Origin of the sequence: Chamaesiphon sp. OTE_8_metabat_110 (genome assembly GCF_031382685.1) — a bacterium.
GTDB lineage: Bacteria > Cyanobacteriota > Cyanobacteriia > Cyanobacteriales > Chamaesiphonaceae > Chamaesiphon.
On record NZ_JANMZA010000161.1, the window covers coordinates 1 to 3,523 of the forward strand.

Consider the following 3,523-nt stretch of genomic DNA (forward strand, 5'->3'; position numbering starts at 1 on the left):
CCTGAACCAAAATTGGGCTAACCAACAACTCAGACTTGGCTTTTTCAGATTTTGCCACCTCAGCTAGAGCAAATGACTCATCAAAAATAGCCAAGAATTCTGATTGAGGTTCAGAAATGGGAAAAAGCTCACAGAACCGATTATTTGTTAACTTTAGATCGAACCTGTCTTTTACTAACTCTAAAGTAAAATTATTGTATGCCATTTACGTCACCTCAAATTAATTTGACTCACTAAGAGGTCTTTGGCACTAGCTCGATCTAGCGATTACTGCGGTAGATAACTTTGAATTTGCTGACCGTCGGCACCGTAGACTTCGATCGGGAGTTTAGCATTATCGCCGATCGCTTGAAGGGCATTGCCGAGGGTATTTACATGATTGAGGATGCCAGCTTTAGCATTGCCATCACCTTGACTAGCCGCAGCCATCGCCGTCTGTTTGACTGTCTGGGTATATAAGGACATCAAGCGGACGACGATCGATTTATTGCTGACTGTATAGGTACAAATCTGCGGGCTCCCGGCGCAAGTTCGTTGCAAGTCTCTAGTTGCTAAGGCGATTTTTTGAGCGTCTTTGAGCTGATTTTCGACCTGTTGAAAACTTTTGGTGTATTCCAGTGCTAGGGGTTGAGCTTGCGGATACATCGCACTCGTCTTGGGAATACTTTGGATCGCGACTACCGACTGATTCCATTGAGCGACGGCTTGAGGTAGTTGGTTATTTTTCTGGGCTAGTTTCGCCGATTCTGCTAGTTTGACGGCATTTTGATAGTTTCGATCGGCTTTATCCTCTTCTATAAATTTCTCTTGGGCAGCAAAAATCTGGGGTTGAGCGGACTTGAGTACTGCCTGTGCCGGGGTATAAGCAATAGTTGTCGCTGGAATGCTGCCTAGCTGACTGCTGACGGTATCCCATTGGGTTTTGACTCCCTGCCATTCGGTTAGGGATTTGGCGGTTGTCTGGGCTAATTTAGCGGCTTTGATACCTTCCATTGCCGACTTGAGTTTTTGTTCGGCAGTTGTTTCCATGCCGATTTGCTTATCGACGTCCACCAATCGCTCTTGGTAGTCGGTAAGTTTTTGCCGAGCAAGAGGATAAACTTGACTGGTTGTAGGAATTGTGCTAAGGCTAGAAATTGATTCCATCCACATCTGTTTGCTCTGTTGCCATTTTAAGAGCGTAATCGGTGGGGTTTTGACTAGTGTAGTTGCTTTGTAGGCTTGATTCATCGCCGCCACGGTCGTATCTAGCTCGGCTGTAACTGGGAGTGTGGCTTGGAGGGCATTTTGAGCGCTGCCATAACTTCCCGACCATGCGGGAATGGTACCGAGCGCATCGACACTTTGATGGAGCTGCTTTTGAGCGGTTAATACTTCTTGTCCGGTGGCTGTGGGATTTTTGAGAGCTGCCAGTGAAGATTTGGTGAGTTGGGTGGCGGTATTTAGCTCCGTACAAACAGAGAAGACGCAGGGACGAGTGCCCATATATCCGGCACCCGTACCGAGTGCCAGCAGTCCTAGACCCCCAAGGAGCGGCATGAGTAGCTTGTGACGTTTGGTAGCCGCAGGTGGGTAGGTTGAGGAAGCATCACCGTTTGCGAAGGAATGTTCGATGTCCGCGACAAAAGCGTCAGCATCGATCGTGACGAGTCGATCTGAATAGTCGGCGCGATCGTGGCGCGACACTGCACTTATCGGCTCACGATCGCTCGGTACGACCTCTGGTATTGTCGAAGGGATGGAATCGTTGTCCGGGCTATCGGCTGAAAGCTGGATGGGATTACCATTTTCTAGGTGTGGACGATCGCGATCCAAGGCGATCCGATCTTCGCGCATTCCTGTCATCGCGGGGGCGGCTTCGCCCGGTACGGTTTTGTTGACGAGGGGATAGACGGTAAAGCCTTGCTGGCTATAGGGGCGTCGATCGCCTTCGGTACGGAGGTATAGTTTGACCGCTAAGGGCGTTTTCGGTTCTTCGGCTTGCAGGGCACGTTCTAGCACGCTAAAGGTATCGGGAATATCGACGGACACTTCAGCCGGGTGTTGGGCGAGTACCCACAGGGTATCGTCTTTGTATAGGCACTGCACCCGGAATGGAATAATCCGCCCTAAGTGAGCGTGAAGAGAGTTTTGCAGAAAACACTCTAAAATTTTGAGGTCATCCAGGCGCGTAGCTGATTGCATATATTAACCGAAAGTTATCGGCGGAAATTCAATATGGTTGAGACTAAGCTAGTAAGTATGGGTGTATAGATACTTATCGGGTCGCGACCTGATGAGACTTTAGAGTTTCAGCCGATTGCCCTCAACTAGCGGTTCAGTTGATAATTGTTACATTATGATATCTCAAAATCTTACCAAATCGATCGGACGATCGAGATTTGAGTGCAAACATACCGAAAAAAATTCATGGCGGTCGCAATTTTGATAAATCGCTTGCCATGAATTTTAAGGGTATTAGGCTCAAGCCTAACTGGACAGCATTAACCGTTGAGCGAGTATCGCCTGGTTGCGTCTATTTAAGGGCAACTTTACCGCCAGCTTCTTCGAGCTGTTTCTTGGCATCGTCAGCGGCTGCTTGGGGTACGCCAGTGAGGACGTCTTTAGGAGTGGATTCCACCAAGTCTTTAGCTTCTTTCAAGCCCAAGCCAGTGATCGCGCGGACGACTTTGAGGACGGCAATTTTCTTGCTCTCATCAGCCAATCCTTCGAGGACGACGTTGAATTCAGTTTTGACTTCAGCTTCTTCGGCAGGAGCGGCACCAGGAGCAGCCATCGCTACGCCGACGGGCGCAGCAGCACTGACGCCAAAAGCTTCTTCGATTTGCTTGACTAGTTCAGCCGCTTCGAGCAAGCTGAGGGTTTTTAACTGTTCTAAGATGGTATCGGTTGCAGCAGACATGTGTTGTTTCCTAAATATGGGTGAAAATTGGGACTGGGTAAAAAGCTTTGCGCTCTAACCTTTGTCAACGTGCGCTTGAAGGCTCCGAGCGATCGAAGCAGGTACTTCTTTGACACCGATCGCGATTTTCGCGGTGACGGAGTTGAGGGCACCAGCAATTTGCGCCATGAGTTGTTCTTTGGAAGGTAGATCGCCGATCGCTTTGACATCAGCGCCAGTGAGGGCTTTACCTTCCATTACGCCACCGTGGAGTTCGGTTTTCTTGGTCGCTTTTTGGAAGTCATGGTAAGCCTTGATCGAGCCACCAATGTCATCTTTGAGCAATAAGAATGCCGAAGAACCTTGGAGTAGTGGTTCTAATGCTTGCCAATCGGCGTTACCTTCGATCGCTTTACCCATCAGGGTATTTTTAGTGACCGTACAGGTGCCGCCTTTGGGACGGAGCCGACGACGGAGGTCGGTGATTTCTGCCACGGTGAGACCTTGGTAGTTAATCACTGCCACCATTGTCGCTTCACTCAAGTCTTGCTTGAGCGTGGCGACGATCGCTTGTTTGTTTGCTAGGGTTCTCCCCATAAAATGCTTACCTCTCGATCGATCGAGTTTTGGGTGTGAACGGGG

3 protein-coding genes and 1 pseudogene are annotated in these 3,523 nt (G+C 49.2%); all 4 read right to left on the reverse strand.

Annotation, left to right across the window (positions count from 1 at the left end):
• A pseudogene (locus RMO52_RS05860) lies at positions 1 to 205 on the reverse strand (hypothetical protein); the annotation flags it as partial.
• 62 nt (positions 206 to 267) lie between these two features.
• Positions 268 to 2,184 (reverse strand): hypothetical protein, encoded by a 1,917-nt coding sequence (locus RMO52_RS05865; protein WP_310411810.1) that lies wholly within the window; start codon positions 2,182 to 2,184, stop codon positions 268 to 270.
• 331 nt (positions 2,185 to 2,515) lie between these two features.
• Positions 2,516 to 2,902: a 50S ribosomal protein L7/L12 gene (gene rplL, locus RMO52_RS05870; RefSeq protein ID WP_309743372.1), complete on the reverse strand. Its 387-nt coding sequence runs from the start codon at positions 2,900 to 2,902 to the stop codon at positions 2,516 to 2,518.
• A gap of 54 nt (positions 2,903 to 2,956) precedes the next feature.
• Positions 2,957 to 3,478, reverse strand: coding sequence for a 50S ribosomal protein L10 (gene rplJ, locus RMO52_RS05875; RefSeq protein WP_309743370.1), 522 nt, complete (start codon positions 3,476 to 3,478; stop codon positions 2,957 to 2,959).
• Positions 3,479 to 3,523 lie beyond the last annotated feature (45 nt).